Source organism: Streptomyces sp. NPDC043996 (assembly GCF_056435225.1).
In genome coordinates this window covers 570,582-590,222 of the sequence record NZ_JBWKEY010000002.1, presented here as the reverse complement: position 1 = coordinate 590,222, position 19,641 = coordinate 570,582, and the positions used below count along the sequence as shown (strand labels likewise).

General features: G+C 74.9%; 22 protein-coding genes and 1 pseudogene. 9 read left to right on the top strand and 14 right to left on the bottom strand.

What is annotated here, in order from left to right; genetic code table 11:
• Position 1: 1 nt before the first annotated feature.
• Complete coding sequence (locus AC07A4_RS06700) at positions 2–331, top strand: hypothetical protein (RefSeq protein ID WP_478593888.1); 330 nt, start codon at positions 2–4, stop codon at positions 329–331.
• Positions 332–352: 21 nt separating this feature from the next.
• Here AC07A4_RS06700 and AC07A4_RS06695 read toward each other — a convergent pair whose 3' ends face one another.
• On the bottom strand, positions 353–934 hold the full coding sequence (locus AC07A4_RS06695) for a GNAT family N-acetyltransferase (protein ID WP_478593885.1): 582 nt from the start codon (positions 932–934) through the stop codon (positions 353–355).
• A 274-nt stretch (positions 935–1,208) separates the two neighbouring features.
• Between AC07A4_RS06695 and AC07A4_RS06690 the strand changes: the two genes are divergently transcribed.
• The 4 genes from AC07A4_RS06690 to AC07A4_RS06675 all read left to right on the top strand — a co-directional run bounded on the left by AC07A4_RS06690 (position 1,209) and on the right by AC07A4_RS06675 (position 4,511).
• Complete coding sequence (locus tag AC07A4_RS06690; protein ID WP_478593884.1) at positions 1,209–1,874, top strand: hypothetical protein; 666 nt, start codon at positions 1,209–1,211, stop codon at positions 1,872–1,874.
• Between the two features lie 191 nt (positions 1,875–2,065).
• Positions 2,066–2,710: a CatB-related O-acetyltransferase gene (locus tag AC07A4_RS06685; protein ID WP_478593882.1), complete on the top strand. Its 645-nt coding sequence runs from the start codon at positions 2,066–2,068 to the stop codon at positions 2,708–2,710.
• A 131-nt stretch (positions 2,711–2,841) separates the two neighbouring features.
• Entirely contained in the window at positions 2,842–3,543 is a 702-nt protein-coding gene (locus AC07A4_RS06680) for a helix-turn-helix transcriptional regulator (RefSeq protein WP_478593880.1), read from the top strand.
• Entirely contained in the window at positions 3,540–4,511 is a 972-nt protein-coding gene (locus AC07A4_RS06675) for a threo-3-hydroxy-L-aspartate ammonia-lyase (protein ID WP_478593878.1), read from the top strand. Before AC07A4_RS06680 ends, AC07A4_RS06675 begins: the two co-directional genes overlap by 4 nt.
• Before the next feature lie 41 nt (positions 4,512–4,552).
• Here the strand turns inward: AC07A4_RS06675 and AC07A4_RS06670 are convergent, their stop codons facing one another.
• The 5 genes from AC07A4_RS06670 to AC07A4_RS06650 all read right to left on the bottom strand — a co-directional run bounded on the left by AC07A4_RS06670 (position 4,553) and on the right by AC07A4_RS06650 (position 8,702).
• Positions 4,553–5,002, bottom strand: a complete 450-nt coding sequence (locus tag AC07A4_RS06670; RefSeq protein ID WP_478593876.1) for a GNAT family N-acetyltransferase — start codon at positions 5,000–5,002, stop codon at positions 4,553–4,555.
• Positions 5,003–5,109: 107 nt separating this feature from the next.
• Entirely contained in the window at positions 5,110–6,417 is a 1,308-nt protein-coding gene (locus AC07A4_RS06665; RefSeq protein WP_478593874.1) for a chromate transporter, read from the bottom strand.
• A gap of 174 nt (positions 6,418–6,591) precedes the next feature.
• On the bottom strand, positions 6,592–7,260 hold the full coding sequence (locus tag AC07A4_RS06660; RefSeq protein WP_478593872.1) for a DsbA family protein: 669 nt from the start codon (positions 7,258–7,260) through the stop codon (positions 6,592–6,594).
• An 83-nt stretch (positions 7,261–7,343) separates the two neighbouring features.
• The gene (locus tag AC07A4_RS06655; RefSeq protein ID WP_478593870.1) at positions 7,344–7,991 is read right to left on the bottom strand and encodes a DUF3105 domain-containing protein; all 648 of its coding nucleotides are present in this window, start codon (positions 7,989–7,991) and stop codon (positions 7,344–7,346) included.
• 153 nt (positions 7,992–8,144) lie between these two features.
• Positions 8,145–8,702, bottom strand: coding sequence for a hypothetical protein (locus AC07A4_RS06650; RefSeq protein ID WP_478593868.1), 558 nt, complete (start codon positions 8,700–8,702; stop codon positions 8,145–8,147).
• A gap of 110 nt (positions 8,703–8,812) precedes the next feature.
• Here AC07A4_RS06650 and AC07A4_RS06645 point away from each other — a divergent pair, with 110 nt between their 5' ends.
• A complete protein-coding gene (locus AC07A4_RS06645) occupies positions 8,813–9,823 on the top strand; it encodes a bile acid:sodium symporter (protein ID WP_478593865.1) in 1,011 nt (336 codons plus the stop codon).
• Here the strand turns inward: AC07A4_RS06645 and AC07A4_RS06640 are convergent.
• A pseudogene (locus AC07A4_RS06640) lies at positions 9,793–10,563 on the bottom strand (SAM-dependent methyltransferase). The gene AC07A4_RS06645 and the pseudogene AC07A4_RS06640 sit on opposite strands and share 31 nt — an antisense overlap.
• Before the next feature lie 236 nt (positions 10,564–10,799).
• Between AC07A4_RS06640 and AC07A4_RS06635 the strand changes: the two are divergent.
• Genes AC07A4_RS06635 through AC07A4_RS06625 form a run of 3 tightly spaced genes read left to right on the top strand, consistent with a single transcriptional unit; the run spans position 10,800 to position 12,349 of the window.
• Positions 10,800–11,351, top strand: coding sequence for a ClpP family protease (locus AC07A4_RS06635; protein WP_478593863.1), 552 nt, complete (start codon positions 10,800–10,802; stop codon positions 11,349–11,351).
• Positions 11,348–11,506, top strand: a complete 159-nt coding sequence (locus AC07A4_RS06630; protein ID WP_478593860.1) for a hypothetical protein — start codon at positions 11,348–11,350, stop codon at positions 11,504–11,506. The genes AC07A4_RS06635 and AC07A4_RS06630 overlap by 4 nt, the downstream gene beginning before the upstream one ends.
• A 15-nt stretch (positions 11,507–11,521) precedes the next feature.
• Positions 11,522–12,349: an MOSC domain-containing protein gene (locus AC07A4_RS06625; RefSeq protein ID WP_478593858.1), complete on the top strand. Its 828-nt coding sequence runs from the start codon at positions 11,522–11,524 to the stop codon at positions 12,347–12,349.
• On the opposite strand, the gene AC07A4_RS06620 is transcribed toward AC07A4_RS06625, so the two are convergent.
• The 7 genes from AC07A4_RS06620 to AC07A4_RS06590 all read right to left on the bottom strand — a co-directional run bounded on the left by AC07A4_RS06620 (position 12,321) and on the right by AC07A4_RS06590 (position 19,579).
• Entirely contained in the window at positions 12,321–13,034 is a 714-nt protein-coding gene (locus AC07A4_RS06620; RefSeq protein ID WP_478594386.1) for a GntR family transcriptional regulator, read from the bottom strand. The two genes, AC07A4_RS06625 and AC07A4_RS06620, sit on opposite strands and share 29 nt — an antisense overlap.
• Positions 13,035–13,160: 126 nt before the next feature.
• A complete protein-coding gene (locus AC07A4_RS06615) occupies positions 13,161–14,552 on the bottom strand; it encodes an aldehyde dehydrogenase family protein (protein ID WP_478593855.1) in 1,392 nt (463 codons plus the stop codon).
• Positions 14,549–15,553, bottom strand: coding sequence for a proline racemase family protein (locus AC07A4_RS06610; protein WP_478593853.1), 1,005 nt, complete (start codon positions 15,551–15,553; stop codon positions 14,549–14,551). Before AC07A4_RS06610 ends, AC07A4_RS06615 begins: the two co-directional genes overlap by 4 nt.
• A gap of 16 nt (positions 15,554–15,569) precedes the next feature.
• A complete protein-coding gene (locus AC07A4_RS06605; RefSeq protein ID WP_478593851.1) occupies positions 15,570–16,490 on the bottom strand; it encodes a dihydrodipicolinate synthase family protein in 921 nt (306 codons plus the stop codon).
• A 105-nt stretch (positions 16,491–16,595) separates the two neighbouring features.
• A complete protein-coding gene (locus AC07A4_RS06600; RefSeq protein WP_478593848.1) occupies positions 16,596–18,098 on the bottom strand; it encodes an FAD/NAD(P)-dependent oxidoreductase in 1,503 nt (500 codons plus the stop codon).
• Positions 18,079–18,399 carry a (2Fe-2S)-binding protein gene (locus tag AC07A4_RS06595; RefSeq protein WP_478593846.1) on the bottom strand — a complete coding sequence of 107 codons (321 nt, stop codon included), beginning with the start codon at positions 18,397–18,399 and terminating at the stop codon, positions 18,079–18,081. The genes AC07A4_RS06600 and AC07A4_RS06595 overlap by 20 nt, the downstream gene beginning before the upstream one ends.
• A complete protein-coding gene (locus tag AC07A4_RS06590; protein ID WP_478593843.1) occupies positions 18,389–19,579 on the bottom strand; it encodes an NAD(P)/FAD-dependent oxidoreductase in 1,191 nt (396 codons plus the stop codon). Before AC07A4_RS06590 ends, AC07A4_RS06595 begins: the two co-directional genes overlap by 11 nt.
• Positions 19,580–19,641: the final 62 nt, after the last annotated feature.

Sequence of the window (19,641 nt, the reverse complement as noted above, 5' to 3'; positions counted from 1 at the left end):
CATGCTGACCGAGGACGAGGTGGGTGACCTGCTCGCCGCGCGGCTCGTGGGTCGACGGAAGCAGGGGTACGACGTCCTGGAGGTCGTCGACCTGCAGATCGTCGTGGAGGGGCGGAAGTTCACGGCGTACGTGGAGGTCATCGCGCCCGACGGCCGGTGGAGCGTGCGCCTGGAGCGCGGCGGCGACGAGATCAACATCTTCAACGGCCGCCCACCAGAGGAACTGGTGGCCTCTGTCGCGTGGATGATGGAGGTCGAGCTGTTCGAGTGGTGGGCGACGAAGAGGTCGTCACCGTACGCGCGCAAGCAGGGCGTGCGCATCGGCGACTGACGCCCGCCGCCCTGGCCCCCTTCAGCGCAGGTCGAGCCGCATCAGCACCCGGGGATGCCCGGCCAGGACCGACGTGGTGTCGGCGGCGTGCGTGAAACCGGCCCGCTCGAAGTTCTTCCGCAGGCCGGGGTACGCCATCGTCGTATCGACCCTGGCGTCGCCGTTGTCGCCGGTATCAAGAGGGTAGGCCTCGATCGCCGGGGCGCCCTGCGCGCGGGCGAACGCGACCGCTCCGGCGATGAGGGCGTGCGAGATGCCCCGCTTCCGGTGGCCCGGGCGCACGCGGACGCACCACAGGGACCAGACCGGCAGGTCGTCGACGTGCGGGATGGTGCGGCTGCGCGCGAAGGAGGTGTCCGCGCGCGGCGCCACCGCGGCCCAGCCCACCGGCTCGTCCCCGTCGTAGGCGAGCACGCCCGGGGCGGGGTCGGCGCGGCACAGACCGGCAACGTACTCACCCCGGGCGGGCCCGCGCAGCGCGTTGTTGAGCTTCGCCGGAATCCGGTAGCTGAGGCACCAGCACACGTTCGCCCCGGGCGACTTCGGCCCGACGAGCGCCTTCACGTCCTCGAAGACCGCGGCGGGCCGCACGTCGATCACCATGGCACCACGCTCTCACAGGGTCCGTGCGGCCGCAGAGCCGTGCGGGAGGGCGCCTTCCGGGGCGCCCGGAGCGTCGACGTCAGCTCGTGAAGTGATCTACGGGGCACCGTTACATGATCTTCGTAAAGCCGTAATGACGGGTGAACTACGTTGAATCCGTACTCACCGGACGCCGCGGACAGCACGGACAGTGCGGGCGGCACGGACGGTGAGGACGCAGCGGACCGCATCGCATGTGCACAGGTCCATGACCGTGAAGGGGAACACCGTCGTTATGCGCACCACCACTCACCGCCGCAGCGCCCTGCGCACCGCCACCGTCTCGATCCTCGCCGGTGCCGCCCTCCTGGCCCCGGCCGCCGCCGCCCTCGCGAGCGCGCCCGCCGCCGAACGGCCCACCGCCGTGCGGAGCGTCGCCGCCGCCAAGCCCGTGAAGATCGACATCGGTGCCGGTGTCACCCTCACCGTCAAGGGCGGCAAGCCGTACTACGACGGGAAGGCCCTCAAGCCGGGCCAGACCGTCGACAACGGTATCTACCTGCACCTGAGCGCCGACGGCAAGCGGCTGTACAGCAAGACGCAGGGCGGCGGCACGCCGTACGCCATCTGGGACGCCAAGACCGGCAAGAGCCTCGGCACGCAGAAGACGAGCCCCACCGCCAAGGTGAAGGCCGCGCTGACCGCCAAGCCGTCCGCGACCTCCGTGAAGGCCTGGCAGAAGCTGCACGTCAGCGGCAAGGCGACCGGCATCAAGGCGGGCAGCAAGGTCGGCCTGCAGCAGAAGCAGCACGGCACGTGGAAGGCGCTGCCCGCGTCCACCACCGTCAACAAGTCCGGCACGTACACCCTGTGGGTCAAGCTCGGCCTCAAGGGCAAGAACGAACTGCGCATGAAGAGCGGCGCCACCCTCTCGCCCGTCTTCACGGTGACGGTGCGCTGACCTGGCATCGGCCGGTCCCTGACACGGGCTCCCGGAGCGTCCCGAGGCGGACGCTGCGGGAGCCCGCGCGCGTGGGTAGGCGGCTCTTTATTCGCGTGCCGTCGGCGAGTTGAGGGGTGATCCTGGGCAGGCGGCCGGAGTGTCCCGAGGGCCGCGAGCACGTCCGTCCCGTCCCGGAAAGGCGCCCCCGCATGCCGTACGTTCCCGCCGACCCCACCGTGCTGCACCCGATTCCCGGGCAGCCCCGCGTGGTGCTCCTCAAGCCCCTGATCACCTCGCCGCTGATCGAGGCGGGCGAGTTCTCGTACTACGACGACCCGGACGACGCCACGGCGTTCGAGACCCGCAACGTGCTCTACCACTACGGGCCCGAGAAGCTGGTCATCGGCAAGTACTGCGCGTTCGGCACGGGCGTGCGCTTCCTCATGAACGGCGCCAACCACCGCATGGACGGCCCGTCGACGTTTCCCTTCCCGATCATGGGCGGCTCCTGGGCCGAGCACGTCGACCTCATCACCGGCCTGCCCGGCCGGGGCGACACCGTCATCGGCCACGACGTGTGGCTCGGCTACGGGGTCCTGGTGATGCCCGGCGTCCGCATCGGCCACGGCGCGGTCGTCGCGTCCGGGTCCGTGGTCGTGGACGACGTCCCGGACTACGGCGTCGTCGGCGGCAACCCCGCCCGGCTCCTGCGCCGCCGCTACAGCGACGAGGACGTCGCCCGGCTGCTCGAAGCGGCCTGGTGGGACTGGCCCCTTGAGCACCTCACCCGGAACGTTCGGGCCGTGATGTCGGGAAGCGTCGACGACCTGGAGGCGGCGGCGCCCACGGCGTAGCCCGGAACGCGGCGTAGTCCTGGATGGGGGTCTGGGCAGAGGGTCTGGACAGGAGGTCTGGACTTTCTGTCTAGGGCGTGTACGTTTGGTCCAAGGTCGCCGTGAGGCGGCCGGGGACGGAGGCGACACCCATGCACACCGAGGACGCGCGCGACACCGAGCGCGACGCGATCATCGCGGCGGTCACGCCGGTCGCCGAGGGCATCGCCGCCACCTTCGGCTCCCTCTGCGAAGTCGTCGTGCACGACTACCGGCGGCCGGAGCGGTCCGTCGTGGCCATCGCCGGAGCGGTCACCGGCCGCAACGTCGGCGGCGCCATGAGCGAGATCGGCATGGGCATGCTCGCGCGCGGCGACGCGGCGGCCGACGAGCTGAACTACCTCACCCGCACCCAGGACGGGAAGCTGGTCAAATCGTCCACGGTGCTGCTGCGCGACAGCGGCGGCGCGGTGTTCGGCGCGCTGTGCGTCAACCTGGACATCACCGCCGTGCGCCAGGCCAGCGCCCTCATCGGCGAACTCGCCGGTGTGGCGGGCCCGTCGGAGGTGCCCACCACCACGTTCGGCGACGACGTGGAGTCGGTCGTCAGCGCGATCGTCGACACCCACCAGCTGCACCAGCGGCGCCCGTGGAGCGAACTCGAGCGCGCCCAGCGCCTGGAGCTGTTCCGCTCCCTCGACGAGCGCGGCGTCTTCGCGGTCCGGCACGCCGTGCCGCAGGTCGCCGCCCGGCTCGGCATCTCCCGCGCCTCCGCCTACAGCTACCTCGCCAAATCCCGCGCCCAGGACGCGTCGCGGCCCGGGCCCGACCACCCACCAGGAGCATCCGCATGACGAGCAGCACCCCCCTGGTCACCCTGGACGACATCCGCGACGCCGCCGCCCGGCTCAAGGGCGTCGCGCACCGCACGCCCGTGCTGCGCTCGCGCACCCTGGACGCCCGCGTCGGCGCCGAGACCTTCCTCAAGTGCGAGAACTTCCAGCGGGTCGGCGCCTTCAAGTTCCGCGGCGCCTACAACGCCGTCTCCCGGCTCACCCCCGAGCAGCTCGCGCGGGGCATCGCCTCCTATTCCTCCGGCAACCACGCCCAGGCCCTCGCCCTCGCCGCCCGCGAGCGGGGCGCCAGCGCGGTGATCCTCATGCCCGAGGACACCCCGCCGTCCAAGCGCGCGGCCGCCGAGGGCTACGGCGCCGAGATCGTCACGTACGACCGCTACGGCGGCGACCGTGCGGCGATCGGCGAGCGCCTCGCCGCCGACCGGGGCCTGACCCTGATCCCGCCGTACGACCACCCGGACGTCATCGCGGGCCAGGGCACCGCGGCCCTCGAACTCCTCGAAGAGGTCGGCACGTTGGACGCGCTGGTCGTCCCGGTCGGCGGGGGCGGTCTCATCGCGGGCAGTGCCACCGCGGCGAAGGGCCTGTCCGGTGACATCCGGGTCTACGGCGTCGAGCCGGAGCAGGGCGACGACACCAAGCGCTCCCTCGCCGCCGGGCACCGCGTCTCCATCCCCGTACCCCGCACCATCGCCGACGGCCAGGCCATCGAGACGCCCGGCGAGCTCACCTTCGCCATCAACCGGCGCCTCGTCGACGGCGTGGTGCTCGTCTCCGACGACGAGATCCGCGACGCCATGCGCTTCGCCTTCGAACGCCTCAAGATCGTCATCGAGCCCAGCGGCGCGACCCCCCTGGCGGCCCTGCTCGCCGGTCGTCTGGACAGCCTGCCCCCGCGCGTCGGCGTCGTCGTCTCCGGCGGCAACGTCAACGCGGAGCGCTTCGCGGAGCTGTGCGCGCGGTGACGGGCGCGTGGTGACGGGCGCGCCCCGCCGGGGGAGGCGCGTCAGCTGAGGGTGAACCGCAGCTCCGGGCGCTCCCACGGCACCTTCGGCGGGGACGGGGCGACCGTCCCCACGCGCTCCCCGCCCAGACGGCGGTAGAACGCCTCCGCCGGGGGGTGGGACACCACGCGCACGCTCGCCAGACCGGCCGCGCGGGCCTCGCCGAACATGTGCTCCAGCAGCAGGCGGCCGATGCCCGTGCCCTGCGCCTCGTCCGCGACGAACGCCAGGTCCAGCTCGGGGGGCTGCACGACCAGGGAGTAGAAGCCGAGCGGCCGGTCATCGGCGTCGACGGCGACGAAGACCCGGTGCCGGGCCAGGTAGTCGGCGGTGACCTGGTAGTCGGAGACCATCGAGGCGTACGCCCCCTGGTAGGCGCTCGACCGCCGCATCAGCGCCGTGAGGTGCTCCGCGTCCGGTGCGGCGGCCCGTCTGATCATGGCGGATCGCATGCGCTGGAGTATAGGGGTGAAATGCGGCTGCGGTCATTACCTGCCGGGCCTCGCCTCGCCCCGCCCTGCCTGGCCCCGCCCCGCCGGGCCCCTCCCCGCCTCGCCCCTCAGTGCACGGCCCACCCGAGCAGCGCCGCCCCCACGCCGAGGGCCCCGGCTCCGAGCAGCGCGCCGACCACGCCCCGGTGCGCGGCGAACAGCCACAGCGCGGCGAGGCCGAGGACCGCGTACTGCCAGCCGTGCTGGAGCGCGCGGGCCAAGGGGATCGCGGAACCCGCGATCGCGCCGATCACCGCGGGTCCGGCGCCGCCGAAGAAGGCCTGGACGCGGGCGTCGGCGCGCAGCCGGTCGAAGTGCCGGGCCCCGCCGATCACCATCAGGAACGACGGACAGAACGCGGCGAACGCGGCGAGGAGGCCGCCCCCGACCCCGGCGGCCGCGTAGCCGACGACCGCCACGGTCTGCACCACGGGCCCCGGCGTGATCTGCCCGAGGGCGACGGCGTTGAGGAATTCGCCGTCGGTCATCCAGTGGTAGCGGTCGACGGCGTCGCTCTGCATCAGCGGGATGATGACGAAGCCGCCGCCGTACGACAGCGCCCCCACCTTGAAGGCCACCCAGGCCAGCGCCCCCAGGCCACCGGCGGCCGGGGCGGCCACCGCGAGCGGCACCGGCCAGCTTCCCCTCCGGGTTCCTCCGCCGTCGCGGCCCTCCCCGCGCTCGTCGCCCGCGTCGCCTGCCTCGCCCGGCCCTTGCTGGCGGTCCTGGCGCGGCCCCGCCGCCCCGGCCCGCACCGCCACCTCCACGAGCCCCGCGGCCACGAGCACAAGCACCAGCCACGGCCCGACAAGCACGGCCGCCGCCGCGCCCGCCCCGGCGTAGCCGAGCCACCGCGCCCGCCCCGCGCGCCGCGCGCTCCCCTGTGGCTCGCCCGCCCGCCGCTCGCCCGCGCGCAGCCAACTCGGCGGTGCCAGACCGGCGGCGGCGTGCACGGCCACCGCCGCCACCGCCGCGCCCGCCCCGGCCGCGGCCCCGCGCACCCACAGCGGCGGATCCCCCGCGAGGAACAGCGCGGCAAGCGCCAGGATCAGCGCGAGGCCCGGCACGATGAAGCAGACGCCGCCCACCAGCGCGCCGGGCGCGCCGCGCAGCCGCCAGGCAGTCAGGATCGCCAACTGGGTGGAGGCGGGGCCCGGAAGCAGGTTCGTCGCCGCGACACCGTGCTCGAACTCGCTCGCCGCGATCCACTTCCTGCGCTCCACGCACAGCTGCCGCAGCAGCGCGATGTGGGTGGGCGGTCCGCCGAAGCCGACGCAGCCGATGCGGCCCCACTCCCGGGCGATCGTGCCGAGGCCCACCACCGGCGGCGCCGGCTCCCCGCCGCCGGTCGCCCCGGCCCCCGCCTCTTCCGGCATCCTCCGCACTCCCTGTTCCCTGCCCGGCCGCGCCCGCGCCGCTGACGTCTTCCGGTGTCGCATCTTGCACCACGCGGCCGGGAGCGGGATTCACGGCACCTGGACGACAGCTGAACTCCGCCCCGCGGCCACCGGAGCCCGCGCGGCGGGCGGGAGGCCGGGAGGGCGACGCGGTCAGTCCGAAAGACGGGCCTCGATGAGGGCCTTGAAGGCCTCGTAGGACGCGGGGGTGGGGATCCGCGCGCCGTCCACGACGAACGTCGGGGTGCCGCGGGCGCCGAGCCCGAGGCCGTCGCGCTGGTCGGCCTGCACGCGTCCGGCGGTCTCGGGGTCGGCGAGCGCGGCGTCGAAGGCGGCCATGTCCAGGCCCATGCGCCGCGCGTACCCGCGGAAGACGTCCTCCTTCCACTCCTGGGACTCGCCCCACTCCTTCTGCGTGGTGAAGAGCTTGGTGTACATCTCCTCGAACTTGCCCTGCCGGGCGGCCGCCTCGGCGGCACGGGCCGCGAGTTCGCCGTTGCGGTGGCCCGGCATCGGGAAGTAACGGGCGACGAACGTGACCCGGTCGCCGTACTCCTCGCGGAGCCGCTCCACGACCGGGTACATCGCGCCGCACGCCTCGCACTCGAAGTCGAGGAACTCGACGACGGTCAGCTCGCTCTTCTTCGGGTCGGTGAGGCGGTGGCTGTCGGCCCGCACGGGCAGGGCCTTGGCGGCGGCCTCCACGTCGAGGCCGCCGCCCTTCTTGTCGTCCGGCGAAAGCAGCAGGGCGGCGCCGAACGCCGCGGCGAGGGTCGCCAGGATCACGGCGGCGACGATGAGGGTGCGCTTGAGCTTGTTCATGGTTCCTTGCTCGGGTGTGCTGAGGGGTGCGACGGCCGGGGCCGCCGCCGGACCGCCCCCGGAGCGGCCGGGGGCGGCGGCGCTCACGCCGCCTTGCCTCCGGTGCAGGCGGCGCCGGGCTCCGGCGTCTGCGCGCCCTGCACGTACGACGTGAAGAACCTCTCCACCCGCGGATCAGACGCGGAGGCCACGCTCAGCTGCTTGCCCCAGGCGGACAGCGTGATGGCGGCGGACTGACCGGCGTACGGGCTCATGAGCGAGTACGGCGTCTTCGCCACCCGCGCCTTGAGCGCGCGGACGTCGGCGGCCGGGGCCTTGTCGCCGTACGTGACCCAGACCGCGCCGTGCTCCAGGGAGTGCACCGCGTTGGTCTGCTCGATCTCCTTGTCGTACACGTCCCCGTCGCAGTTCATCCAGACGGGGTGGTGGTTCCCGCCCGCCGCCGGGGACATCTTGTAGTCGACCGGTGTGGTGACGTGGTCGCGGCCGAGGTCGGCGAAGGACTTCTCGCCCTTGATCGGCGCGGCGGCGGCGCGCCGCTGCCGCTCGTCCCGCTCGTTGGCCTGGTCGACCAGGTACCAGCTGCCGACGGTCACGCCGATGACGACGGCCCCGCTGCAGGTCCAGGTGATGAGGCGGTTGCGGCGCTGGCGCGCCTGTTCGGCGCGGCGCAGCTCGGCCACCTTCTCGCGGCGGTCGGCGCGCTTCTGCTTGGCTCCTGCGGAACCCATGGCATGTCCTTGTCCCCGCCGCGCGAGAGGGCGCGGCGGTGTGTTCGCGGTCGTCGACGGCCTGCGCGCCGACACGCGCGGCGGCAGGGGGAAACGGCGGGCACGGCCATACGGTGAGGGGCGCTGGGCGCCGGGCCGTGCGGGGTGCCGCTCCTAGGTCCGCTGGACCTGCAACTGGTGGATGCCGGGGGTATGTGAGAGGTCCGCCGGTGCTCCGCGCGCGGACGGCGGGGCCGGCGCCCAGGGCGCGGCCGTCGCGTCCGCAGCCAAGGGGGACGCGACCGGTGCGGGCGATGCGGTGGCGACGGGGGCGCCGGTCGCGGGGCGGCAGTGCGCCTCGCCCGGGCCGTGCCGCATGTCGGGGCAGTCATGGGCGGAGTGCGACGCGGAGTCGGCCGTCGCGGCCCTGTGCGACGAGGCCTCCGCCCGGCCCGCGTACGGTTCGGCGTCCGTCGTGCCCGCGCGCGGATCGACGCTCGCCGGTGAGCCCGGTGAGCCCGGTGAGCCCGGTGAGCCCGGTGAGCCCGGTGAGCCCGGTGAGCCCGGTGAGTCGCCGGAGACAGCCGTCGGCCGGGCCGCGTCCGCGTCCGCGGAGTGGGCGCACACCGGGAGCACCCACACCAGCACGGCGAACAGAGCGGCGCAGCGCAGCACGAGCAGCGGGGCGGTGCCCGCCGCCGCGCTCCGGTACCTCCGCCGTCGCTCGCTCATCGCGGAGATCGTAGCCAAGCCACCCCCGCGCCGGGGAGCGGGCCGTCGCGGCGGACGCGGCCGGGCCCCTGCTTGATCGTCGGACCGGGCCGACGGGCTACGGTCGGGGGATGAGCACGCAGCACGTCCGGTCCGGTCTGCCCGACGCCATGGAGCGGCACCAGGTCGCCGTCTACGTCGGTGCCCTCGCGGCCGGGGGCCTGCTGGGCTGGGCCGCCCCCGACGCCGGGCCCGGCCTCGAACACGCCATCAACCCGGTACTCGGCGCGCTGCTCTACGTCACGTTCTTGCAGGTCCCGGCCGCCGAGCTGGTCCGGTCGCTGCGCGCGGGGCGGTTCCTCGCCGCCGCGCTCGTGGTGAACTTCGTGGTGGTGCCGCTGGTGGTGGCCGCGATGTTCGCCTTCCTGCCCGACGACCAGGCCGTCCGCCTCGGCGTGCTCCTCGTGCTGCTGTGCCCCTGCGTGGACTACGTGATCGTGTTCAGCGGCCTCGCGGGCGGCGCGAGCCAGCGCCTCCTCGCCGCGACCCCGCTGCTGCTCCTGGCCCAGATGGTGCTGCTGCCGGGCTACTTGTTCCTGTTCCTCGGCCCGGGCCTCGCCGACGTGGTGGACGCGGGGCCGTTCGTGGAGGCGTTCGTCGTCCTCATCGTCGTCCCGCTGGCCCTCGCCTGGCTCACTCAGGCCGTGGCCGCCCGCCACCGCGCGGGCCGCCTCTTCGCCGACGCGATGGGCACGACGATGGTGCCCCTGATGGCGGCCACCCTCCTGACGGTGGTCGCCTCCCAGGTGCCGGGGCTCGGCGGCAGCCTGGGGGACGTGGCCCGCGTCGTACCGTTCTACGCGCTCTTCCTGGTCGTCATGGCGTTCGCCGGGCTCGGCGTGGCCCGCGCCTTCCGCCTCGACGTGCCCGAGGGCCGCGCCGTCGTCTTCACCGGCGCGACCCGCAACTCCCTGGTCGTCCTGCCGCTGGCCCTCGCCCTGCCCGAGCCGCTGGCCGTCGCCTCGGTGGTCGTGGTCGCGCAGACGCTGGTCGAGGTGGTCGGCATGGTGGTGTGCGTGCGGGCCGTGCCACGGCTGCTCCCGGCCGCCCCTCAGTCCGCCACGGGGACCAGCGTCAGATAGGCCAGGCCCATGACGCCGCGGTACCCGCGCAGCCACCTGGCGCGGTGGCGGTCGACGCGGTCGCGGGTCTCCCGCGCGAGGGGATGGCCGGGGTGCTCGGCGAGCCACTCCTCGACGTCGCACTGGTACGCCGACTCGAAGGCGTCCCACTCGTCCGGGCTCGCCGCCTCGATCCAGGCGGGCCTGAACCCGGCGTCGACGGCGAGGCCGACGAGGCCCGCGAGATCGTGGAACTCGGCGGCCGACGCGTCCGGCCACATGGCGGAGAGCTCCGCCGCGGTGGGCGGGCGCTCCCAGAAGGTCTCGCCGAACAGGACACGGCCGCCCGGGGCGACCAGGCCGCGCAGGGCCCGCAGCGCGGCGGCGGTGTGCTCGGGCGCATCGGCGTCGCTCAGGGCGTGGCTGGCGCCGAGACAGAGCACGAGGTCGGCGGGGCCGTGCGCGGTGCCGGTCGCGGACTCCTCCAGGAAGCGGACGCGCTCGGCGAGGCCGCGCTCCTTCGCCAGGGCGCGCCCGCGGGCGAGGTCGTCCGCGTTGACGTCGACGCCGGTGCCCCGCGCGCCGGGCGCCGCCGCCAGGACGCGCAGCATGAACTCGCCCTACCCGCAGCCGACGTCGAGCACGCTCGCCGGGGCGGCCCGGCCGGTGAGCCGACGGACCAGGGCGGCCGCCCGGCTCTCGGACAGCGGGCCGTGGAAGTCGAGCCGGGTGAGCCGGGGCGGAGCGGTGAGATCGTCCATGAGCCGGAACCGTAGGAAGGCGCGAGCCGCGGATTAAACGGGTTTTCGCCCCAGACCCGCCCCTTTCCCGAAACCAGGGGGCTCCGCCCCCTGGCACCCCCGAAGGTCGCCGCGTGCTCCACCGCGATCCGTAGCGCGGGAACCGGGACCGGTCCCGGGGATCACGGCTAGCGTGCGGTGCGGGGCACGCTTCGGCGTCCCCGCACCCGTAACCCGTAGGACTGTGACGGTCGCCCATGGTGAATGGCTCGGACGCGCACGCCGCGCTGCTCCGGCAGCGCGCCCTCTATCTCGACGGGGAGGTGGACGACGACCTCGCCCACCGCGTCACCGCCCACCTGCTCCTGCTGGCGGGCGAGGGGCCCGCGGACATCACGCTGTACATCAACTCGCCGGGCGGCTCGGTGGCCGCGGGGATGGCCGTCTACGACGCCATGCGGTACGTCCCCTGCGCCGTGTCGACGGTCGCGATCGGACTCGCCGCGGGCATGGGGCAGTTCCTGCTCAGCGCGGGAACGAAGGGTAAGCGGTACGCCATGGCGCGGGCCCGGGTCCTGATGCTCGCGCCATCGGCTCCGGGGGCGGGACACCCGGAGGCGGTGGCGCGGACGCGGCTGCGGATCGCCGCCCTGCTGGCCGCGGACACGGGGCAGAGCGCGGAGCGGATCCGCGCCGACTGGGGGCCGGGGGCGTGGTTCACCGCCGAAGAGGCCCGCGCGTACGGGATCGTCGACCACGTCGTGGAGCGGCCGCCCGGGCACGGGGGACGTCCGCCGCTGGCGCCTTGAGCGGCGGGCCCGCGACGCGGTGTGACCCCCGGGTCCACGGAGCGCGCCGCCGCACCGAGACGATCGCCGGGCATCCCCGGCCGACCGTCACGACCATGAAGACCGTAGGCTCCAAGGGCTACGACGGCTTCATCCCCGCCGTCGTCACGGCCTAGAGAGGGAGCCGCGGCATGGCCAGCGTCGTCGAGTTGACGTACTACCCCATCAAGGGCTGCGCCGGGACGTCGACCGGCGCGGCCCTTTTGACGCCCGCCGGTCTCGCGCACGACCGCAGCTTCATGGTCGTCAGCGAGGAGGGCGTGTACCGGACCCAGCGCAAGGACCCCCGGCTCGCCCTCATCCGCCCCGCCGTCAGCGCCGACGGCGAACGGCTCACTCTGAGCGCCCCGGACGCCGAGGCGCTCGGCGTCCCCGTGGACACCACCGGCGCCCGGCGGCCCGTGGACCTGTTCGGCGCCCCCTACCAGGGCATTGACCAGGGCGACTTGGCGGCCGCGTGGATCTCGGACGTGCTGCGCGTGCCCAGCCGTCTCGTGCGCGTACCGCCGGAGCACCGGCGCGTGACCGACGGCAGGACGCCGGGATCCGCCGGATACGCCGACAGCGGCGCCCTGCACGTCCTGTCCCGCGCCACCGTCGACCTGCTCAACCGCAAGCTGGCCGAACGCGGCGCCGAGCCCATGGCGATGAACCGCTTCCGCCCGAACGTCGTGATCGACGGCTGGGACGAGCCGCACACCGAGGACCGCGCCCACCACCTCCACATCGGCGACGCCGAACTCGCCTACGCCAAGCTCGCCCTGCGCTGCGCCGTCACCCTGGTTCAGCAGGAGTCCGGTACCAAGGCGGGACCCGAGCCCCTGCGCACCCTCGCCGCCTACCGCCGCGCGGCCCAGGGCGGCGTCGCCCTCGGCACCAAGTTCTCCGTCCTGCGGCCCGGCAAGATGTCCGTCGGGGACGACGTCGAGGTCAGCGAGTGGGGCGCGTCCGAGCTGTAGGCGCCGCGGCGCCGGGCGCCTGGGTGCCCTCGGCCCACAGGGAACGCACGTGCCCCAAGTGGCGGGTCATGCACGTCTCGGCGCCCTGGGCGTCGCCCGCCACCATCAGGTCGAGGAGCTCGACGTGCTCCTCGGCGGAGGGCAGCAGCTGGTCGTTCTCGTCCAGCGTGGTCAGGCCGTACAGACGCGAGCGCTTGCGCAGGTCGCCGACGGTCTCCACGAGGCGTTCGTTGCCGCCGAGGGCCAGCAGGGACAGATGGAACCGGCGGTCGGCCTCCAGATAGCCGATGAGGTCGTGCTCGCGGGCGGCGCGCACGATGTCCTCGGCCACCGGGCGCAGCGCCTCAAGGTCCTCGCGGGCGGCGGTGCGGGTGATCCGGCCGACCATGGGGACCTCGATGAGCAGCCGGATCTCCGTGTACTGGTCCAGGTCGCGCTCGTTGACCTCGGTGATCCGGAAGCCCTTGTTGCGGACGGGCTCGACCAGGCCCTCGCGGGCCAGGTCGAGCATCGCCTCGCGCACGGGCGTCGCGGAGATCCCGAAGTCCCCGGCGAGGCCGGGCGCCGAGTACACCTCGCCGGGGCGGAGTTCACCGGAGATGAGCGCCGCGCGCAGGGCGTGGGCGACCTGGTCGCGCAGCCGCTCCCTGGTGGTGATGAGGTTGCGCTCCTTGAGGTGGCCCATGGTCGTGGTGTCCCTTCGTGACCCGATGCCGCGGCGTGCTCCGCCGACCTGGGCCGAGCGGATCACCAGCGTACAATGTCACGTTGTTCTCGCAGGTGCCGATGGGTGGGCGGCGCCTGGGGACGGTCACGAGGGGAGTGGGACGCCCGCTGGGGCCAGGGTGTAGGTGCGGCTCGACGTGTAGAACTCCAGGGCGGCGCGGCCCTGTTCGCGCGGTCCGTGGCTGGAGGCCTTGGTGCCGCCGAACGGCAGGTGGAAGTCGACGCCGGTGGACGGGGCGTTGACGCGGATCATGCCGGTGTCGAGCCGGTCGAGGCCGTGCAGGGCGGTGTCGAGCGACGCGGTGTGGACGGAGGTCACCAGGCCGTAGGGCACGGAGTTGGTGATCCGCACCGCCTGGTCGAGGTCGTCGGCGTACAGGAGCACGGCCAGCGGGCCGAAGACCTCCTCGCGCAGCAGCGGGTGGCCGGGCGGCACGTCCGTGACCAGGGCGGGGGCCGCGTACCAGCCGTCGCCGCGCGGCGGCGCGGCGCCGGTGAGCTCGGGCAGCGACCGCCGGGCCTCGGTCACCCGGTCCCTGGCCCGCTCGTCGATGAGGGGGCCGCAGACGGTGGCCGGTTCTGCCGGGTCGCCCGTCGGCACCGCCCGCAGCCGCTCGGTCAGCGCCTCGCGCAGCGGCCCCGCGGCCGCGCCCACCGCGATCACCCGGCTGGTCGCGGTGCACTTCTGCCCCGCGTACCCGGCGATCGCGGCGGCCAGGTGCGCGGCGGCCGTGCCGATGTCCGCGTCCGGCAGGACGACGGCCGCGTTCAGGCCGCCCATCTCCGCCTGGACGGGGATGCCGCGCGCGGTGGCGCGCGCGGCGACCGCCTGGCCGACGGCGGTGGAGCCGGTGAAGGAGACGACGTCGGCGGCCGAGACGACCGCGTTGCCCTCGCTTGACCCGCCCGGCAGGACGGTGAACACCCCGGCGGGCACGGCCCGCGCCACGATCTCGGCCAGGCGCAGCGCGCAGGCCGTGGCCTGCGGGGCGGGCTTGAGGACGACGGTGTTGCCCGCCGCGAGGGCCGGGGCCGCCTTCCAACTGGGGATCGCGAAGGGGAAGTTCCACGGCGTGACGAGGCCCGCGACACCGTGCGGGCGGCGGCGCGAGAGCAACAGGCCCGCGCCCGCGGCGGGTTCGTGCACGGCGCCCGTCGGCTCGTAGGGCGCCTGGGCGTAGTGGCGCCAGATCGCGGCGGTGCGCGCCACCTCGGCGCGGGCCTCGGTGAGCGGCTTGCCGACCTCGCGCACGGCGAGCGCGGCCAGTTCGGCGGCGGCCGCTTCGACGGCGGCGGCGATCGAGGCGAGCGCGTCCGCGCGGGCCGCCGCGCCGCCTTCGAGCCAGCCGGTCCCCGCCGCGCGGGCCCGCTCGACGGCGTCCACGGCGGCGAAGGCCCCGGGCGCCGCGGTGCGGACGACGACGTCGGCGGGGTCGGCGGGGTTGCGGGAGACAACCGGTGCCAGGGCGGTGATCATAGGAGGAACCCTCCGGGGAAGGGGTCGTCGGGGTCGAGGAAGTACTGGGCGGTGCCGGTGATCCAGGCCCGCCCGGTGACGCGCGGGACGACGGCGGGCACCCCGGCGACGTCCGTCTCGGCGACCAGACGGCCCGTGAACCGGGTGCCGATGAAGGACTCGTTGACGAAGTCGCGCTCCAGGGGCAGCACGCCCCGCGCGTGCAGCTGCGCCATCCGCGCGGAGGTCCCGGTGCCGCACGGCGAGCGGTCGAACCAGCCCGGGTGGATGGCCATGGCGTGCCGCGAGTGGTGCGCGTCGGAGCCGGGAGCGGCCAGGTAGACGTGTTTGACGCCGCCGATGTCCGGCTGCGCCGGGTGCACGGGCCGGTCGGCGGAGGCGTTGATGGCGTCCATGACCGCGAGGCCCGCGGCGAGCAGGTCGTCCTTGCGGGCGCGGTCGAACGGCAGCCCCAGCGCGTCGAGTTCCACGAACGCGTAGAAGTTCCCGCCGAAGGCGAGGTCGTACGTCACCGTCCCGTGGCCCGGCACGTCCACCTTGCGGTCAAGGCCGACGCTGAACGCGGGCACGTTGGTGAACGTGACCGCCTTCGCCGCGCCGTCCTCGACGCGGACGTCGACGCTGACCAGGCCCGCCGGGGTGTCGAGGCGGACGGTGGTGACGGGTTCGGTGACCGGGACCATCCCGGTCTCGACGAGGACGGTGGCCACGCCGATGGTGCCGTGCCCGCACATCGGAAGGAGGCCGGACACCTCGATGTAAAGGACGCCGTAGTCGGCGTCGGGGCGGGTGGGCGGCTGGAGGACCGCGCCGCTCATCGCCGCGTGTCCGCGCGGCTCGTACATCAGCAGGGTGCGCAGATCGTCGAGGTGCTCGGCGAAGTGCAGCCTGCGCTCGGCCATGGTGGCGCCGGGGATCACCCCGAAACCCCCGGTGATCACTCGGGTGGGCATGCCCTCGGTGTGCGAGTCGACGGCGTGGAAGACGCGGCGCGTACGCATGGAGGTCCTTCCTCGGTCAGCGGTGGCCGTCGGCGACGGCCTTCTCGGTGGCGGCGCGCACCTGCTCCGCGGCCGCCGCGGGCAGCGCCAGGCGCGGCGGCCGGGTGGGGCCGCCGCGGCGGCCGACGATGTCCATGGACGCCTTGATGGCCTGCACGAACTCCGTCTTGGAGTCCCAGCGAAGGAGCGGGTGCAGGGACCGGTAGAGCGGCAGCGCCGCCTCCAGGTCCCGCGCGGTCGCGGCGCGGTAGAGCGCGGCGCAGGTGGCGGGGAAGGCGTTCGGGTAGCCCGCGATCCAGCCGACGGCACCGGCCAGGGCGAGCTCCACCAGGACGTCGTCGGCTCCGGCCAGGAGGTCGAGCTCCGGGGCGAGTTCGGCGAGCTCGTACGCCCTGCGCACATCGCCGCTGAACTCCTTCAGGGCCACGACGCTGCCGTCGGCGTGCAGTTGGGCCGCGAGCGCCGGGGTGACGTCGACCTTGGTGTCGAAGGGGTTGTTGTAGGCCACGACGGGCACTTGCGTGCGGGCGACCTCGGCGTAGTGCGCGCGCACCGTCCGCTCGTCGGCGCGGTAGGCGTTGGGCGGCAGCAACAGGACGCTGCCGCAGCCCTGTTCGGCGGCGTGCTCGGCCCAGCGGCGGGCCTCGGCGCTGCCGTAGGCGGAGACGCCGGGCATGACGCGGGCGGCGTCGCCCGCGGCCTCGACGGCGGTGCGGACCACGCGGGCGCGCTCGTCGTCGGTGAGGGTCTGGTACTCGCCGAGCGAGCCGTTGGGCACGACGCCGTCGCAGCCGTTGTCGAGGAGGTGGCGGACGTGCTCGGCGTACGCGTCGTGGTCGACGGAGAGGTCCTCGCGCAGCGGGAGCGCGGTGGCGACCATGATGCCGCGCCACGGGCGCTCGGGGGTCCAGGAGGCGGGGGAGGGGGTGGCGGTCATGAGGGCGGCCCTTCTGTGGTGTGTGACATTTTATTGAGCGGGGTGTCGGGGCGACAAGGTGCGGGGGTGGTGCGGCTTGGGCGGCTGGTGCGGGCTGACGGGTCGTCAGTGGTCCGGCCCCGTCCCGAGGTTCGGCGTCACGTCGTCCGGCTCCGCGAGTTCGCCGAGGACCCGTAGCGGGACGGGGACCGACAGCGGCCGCCGTTCCGGGGACGGTGGCTGCGGCGGCCCCGGGGCGGCCGCGGCGAGGCAGGCGACCGCCGTCCCGCACATCCGGCCCTGGCACCAGCCCATGCCCGCGCGGGTCAGCAGCTTGACGGTGCGCGCGTCCCGGGCGCCGAAGTCGGCGACCGCCTCGCGGACACCGCCCGCGGTGACCTCCTCGCAGCGGCACACGTCCGTCGCGTCGTCGAGCCACCGCGTCCAGCCGGGACCCGGCGCGTGCGCGCGGGCCATCGCGTCGGCGAACGCCCGCATGCGGTCCCGGCGCCGCCGCAGCTCCCGCACCCGTGCGCTGCGGACGAGCGCGGGCCGACGCCGCAGCAGGGCGGCGATCGCGATGCCCGCCAACGTGCCCTCCGTATGGGCGAGTCGGGCCCCGCCGACGCCGCCGGTCTCGCCCGCGGCCCAGATCCCCGGCACCGACGTCTCCTGCGTGGCGCCCAGGTCCAGGGCCTCGGCCCCGTCCGGCGTCCGCCGCGTCGCACAGCCCAGGCCCGTGGCCAGCTCCAGCTGGGGGAGCAGCCCGTGGCCGACGGCCAGCGCGTCGCAGGCGATGCGGCGGCCCGGTCCCGGCAGCGGCCGCCAGTCGGGGCCGAGCCGGGAGACGGTCACCGCCTCCACCCGGTCGGTGCCGTGCACCCGGGTCACCGCGCTGCGGGTGCGCGGCCGCACCCGGTGGCGCAGCAGCGCCGCACCGTGCGCGGCGGCCTCCGCCAGCTTGTGCGCGTTGGCGGCGAGGATGCGCGGGCTGCGGGCGTAGCCGAGGTAGCCGGACGCCTCCACCACGGCGGGCACCCGGGCGCCCGCCGCGGCGAGCGACGCGGCGACCGCGAGCAGCAGCGGTCCGCTCCCGGCCACCACGACCCGGCTGCCGGGCAGCACGAGCCCGGACTTCAGCATCGCCTGCGCGCCTCCGGCGGCGACCACCCCCGGCAGCGTCCAGCCGGGGAAGGGCAGGTGGCGTTCGTACGCGCCGGTCGCGAGCAGGACCGCGCGGGCCCGCACCCGCACCGGGCGCTCCCCGTCGCCGTCCGCGCCGGTGACCGCGTGCACCTCCCAGGCGTCCGCTGCCGGGATCACGGTCCACACGTGGTGCCCGGTCAGCTGGGTGACGTCGCTCGCGGCCAGGGCGTCGCGCAGCGCGGCGAAGGTCCGCCAGTCGTGGTGCAGGGCCTCGGGGCGCGCGGCGCCGAGCGCCGGGTCGGGGTGGCGGTAGAACTGGCCGCCGGGCCGGTCCGCCGCGTCGATGAGGACCACGGACAGGCCCAGCGAGGCCGCGGTGACGGCGCCCGCGAGACCGGCCGCGCCCGCGCCGATCACCGCGAGGTCGTAACACTCAGCGTGTGCCGACGGCACGGGCGGGGCCTCAGACGCCGAGTCCGGCATGGCCGTGTCCCTCCTGTGTGGTGACCGCGTCGCCCGGCCGCGCCGGGACCAGGCAAGCCCGCCGGTTCGGCCGGGAGTTGATGGTGGCCAGGCAGTCGAAGCACTGGCCGATGCCGCAGAACGCGCCGCGCGGGCGCCCGCCCACGCGTGTGGTGCGCCAGGCGAGGATGCCCGCCGCCCACAGCGCGGCCGCCACGGACTGGCCGGGCAGCGCGGCCACGGGGCGGCCGTCGAAGGTGATCTCGAACGCGGCGCCCGGCGCCGCGCCGACGAGGTCGGCGGGGGTGCGGTCACGCGCCATCGCGCGGCTCCTCTCCGGGGGCGGTGCCCGCGGCTGTGTTCTCGTCGAAGCGGTCCGGTCTGAACGGTGCGACGTCCAGGGGGAGTTCACCGGCTACGAGCATGCGGGCGATGAGCAGGCCCGTCGCCGGGGCGAGGCCGATGCCCGCGCCCTCGTGGCCGCACGCGTGCAGCAGTCCGGGGACGCGCGGATCGGGGCCGATCGCGGGCAGGTGATCGGGCAGGTAGGGCCGGAACCCGGCGTACGTCCGCGTGGCCCGCACGGTGGCGAGGACTGGGAAGAGCCGGACGGCCTGGGCGGCGAGGCGGCTCAGGGCCGCCACCGACAGGGAGCGGTCGAAGCCCACCCGCTCGCGGCTCGCGCCGATCAGGACGGGCCCGGCGGGCGTGCCCTCGACGACGGCCGAGGTCTGTAGCGCCGCCGAGTCGCTGGCGACGTCGGACACGTAGTCCGCCGCGTACACCTTGCGCCGCACCACGCGCGGCAGTGGCTCGGTGACGAGGACGAAGCCGCGCCGGGGGAGCACGGGCAGGGCCACCCCGGCAAGGCGGGCCAGGTCGCCGCCCCAGGTGCCCGCCGCGTTCACGACGTGCGGGGCGCGCAGTTCGCCCGCGCGCGTGCGCACCCCGCGCACCCGGCCGCCCGCGCCGGTGAGGACGCCGGTGACCTCCTCGCCGAGCCGCAGGCGGACCCGCTCGCCGCCCGCGCGCAGCAGTGCGGCGGCGGCGAGGGCGGGCTGGACCTGCGCGTCCTGCGGATAGTGGAAGCCGCCCGCGAGCCCCGGGGCCAGATGCGGTTCGAGCGCGCCGAGCCGGTCGCCCGGCACCTCGTCGGCCCTGACCCCGGCCCGCGTCTGCCGGGCGGCGAAGCCCCGCAGGGCGGCCAGGCCGCGCGCGTCGGACGCGACGACGAGGCCGCCCTTGGTCTCGTACTCGATGCGCGGCGGCAGCGCGTCCGCGAGCTCGCGCCACAACCACGTGGACAGCAGGGCGAGTTCGAGCTCGGGCCCGGGGGCCTTGTCGGAAACCAGCAGGTTTCCTTCACCGGCACCCGTGGTGCCGCCCGCGACGGGGCCGCGGTCGATCACGGTGACGTCGAGCCCGGCGCGGGCCGCGTAGTAGGCGCAGGCGGCGCCGACCACACCCGCCCCGACGACGATGACGTCCGGGGATTTCCTCATGGGCACCGCAGTAATATTTCACATTGCACCAGGCTTGCCAAGGGTCCCCGCGGCCCCAAGCC